Source organism: Streptomyces sp. NPDC001852 (genome assembly GCF_042891825.1).
Taxonomy (GTDB): domain Bacteria; phylum Actinomycetota; class Actinomycetes; order Streptomycetales; family Streptomycetaceae; genus Streptomyces.
In genome coordinates this window covers 1-1884 of sequence record NZ_JBIATN010000089.1, presented here as the reverse complement: position 1 = coordinate 1884, position 1884 = coordinate 1, and the positions used below count along the sequence as shown (strand labels likewise).

The following is a 1884-nucleotide window of genomic DNA, read 5'->3' as shown; positions in this document are numbered from 1 at the left end:
GGACGAAACACGCCCATCTCTCCCGCCGCCAGGCGGAGTTCATGCCCACCCAGCCCGAACCAAATGATCACGTTCGGAAAGCGGATGGCGTCTGACAGCTGACATCAGCTGGATCTTGCGCCAGTCCCTCAAATGGTCATCGATTACAGCACGCCAAGTGGGTGCCGTGTCGATAGCGAACTTCCGCTTCAAGTACAGCAGCACGTCCTCCAGCGAAGGCCGCATCCGATGCCCACCCACCGGCAGGTGCATCTCCGACAACCGCGGAAGCTTGCGCAGGCGAAACCCCTGCTTCGGCCGCCCTGCATCCGCCAGGCGCAGCAGGTACGCCATCTCATCCCGGTGCGCGTGCACCTGAATGTGGGCACCGGGCGGCTCCTTGCTGCTGCGGACGTACTCGAAACGGATCAACGGATCCGAGATCCCGGCGTAGTGGACGTGGATGTCCGCCTGATCCGTCGCCAGGAACGTGCTGCTGCCGTCCCATCGAAATGGTCTTTCCAGCGCCGGGTATCAGCTGTTGAGGTCGAACACGCCCCACGCGGTGAACGGCTCGGCCTGGACGTAGATCCTGCTCCCTCGACCGACGACCCGCCGGCGGCCTGAGACAGGGCCATTGGGCAGGATGAGCAGGCTGGCGTCCGTTGGCTCAACGGATGTTGCGGTGAGTTCTGCGTGGGCGAGGCGGTCCCGCTCCTCGCCGTAGCCGCCGTAGAAGGCCACCCGGTCCCCGTGGACAGCCACCGCGTGGGCGCCCCTTATGCGGTTCGACCAGACCCTCACGGGCCGGTCGGGGCGTATCTCGACGAGCGGGAAGTCCGTGTATGGGCACGCCCAGGCGGCGGTGCCCGACACGTTCAGGGCGTAGCAGTCGAACAGACCGGGGATGGCGGCGCCGTCGGAGGTCCAGGCGAGCCGGCCCGTGCCGCTCCAGCGGCGGATGCCGGCCGGGTTCTCGTCGAAGTGCCCCACCCAGATATGGCCGGCCTCGTCCACGAGCAGGTGCTCGATGGCATCCCCGACGGAGAAGGAAGAGGTCTCGCGCCCGAGCGCGTCGAAGACCTGGACCTGGTTCGCGTCCTCGTACCGGCGTGCGCGCGACGCGGCGACGACGAACCCACCGTCGGGCAGGCGGTCCAGGTGCGGCCAGCGGGCTCGCACCGAGATCAGCTCGGTGAGTTCGACATGGCCGCCCGGATGGACGGAGACGACCAGCGCGTCGAAGGGACGGACATCGCCGCCGGGCTGCGGAGCGCGTTCGGCAAGCAGCCAGTGGGCGGCGCCGAAGACATCGACGGTACTGGTCAGGACGTGGCGGTCATGGTGCGCTCGGGGGAGGTGGGCGTAGGAAATGAGGGCGGTCTTCTGCACAGGCGGGCTCTCCAGGATGGGCGGTCACGGTCATCGGGCGCTGCGGTGAGCGGCGGTCGGTGGCGCGCGAGCCGTGGAGAGAGGGGCGGGGCGCCTAGAGGGCATGGCCCCTTCTGGTCGTCATGAGGCGATCATCGTCGACGTCCGACCTCGTGACAAACCTTTTGGCTGACGCCCCATTGCTCGAAGAGTAATTGTCATTCCTGAAGGGGCGGAGTGTGTCAAGCGGGGTATTTCCGATGGTTGTCGGTGGTTCTGGGCGGCGTTGACCGGCTCGCCGTCGGTGGGATGGTGACGGCGGGTGGGATGGGGCTGCTCGTCGGACATGCGGTTGTGGGGGTCGTTGTTCTCCAGCCCTTGATGGGGTGACGGCAGGACCGTGCTCGGCTGCCGGTGATTCCTTCGCGGCGCGGGGCCGCATGGAGCGATGCGACGTGCGACAGGCGGGGTCAATCAAAACCGCGACCACGCCGTGCAGGGGGTCAGACAAATTACCCGACGACGCGCCTGCCG

Annotated in this window: 2 protein-coding genes; both read right to left on the bottom strand. The window is 67.3% G+C overall.

Going from position 1 to position 1884, the window contains the following annotated elements; all coding sequences use genetic code 11:
* Positions 1-39 precede the first annotated feature (39 nt).
* Positions 40-411, bottom strand: coding sequence for a hypothetical protein (locus ACFYZB_RS46710; RefSeq protein ID WP_388768268.1), 372 nt, complete (start codon positions 409-411; stop codon positions 40-42).
* A gap of 102 nt (positions 412-513) precedes the next feature.
* Positions 514-1371 (bottom strand): hypothetical protein, encoded by an 858-nt coding sequence (locus ACFYZB_RS46705; protein WP_388768266.1) that lies wholly within the window; start codon positions 1369-1371, stop codon positions 514-516.
* Between the last annotated feature and the right edge of the window lie 513 nt (positions 1372-1884).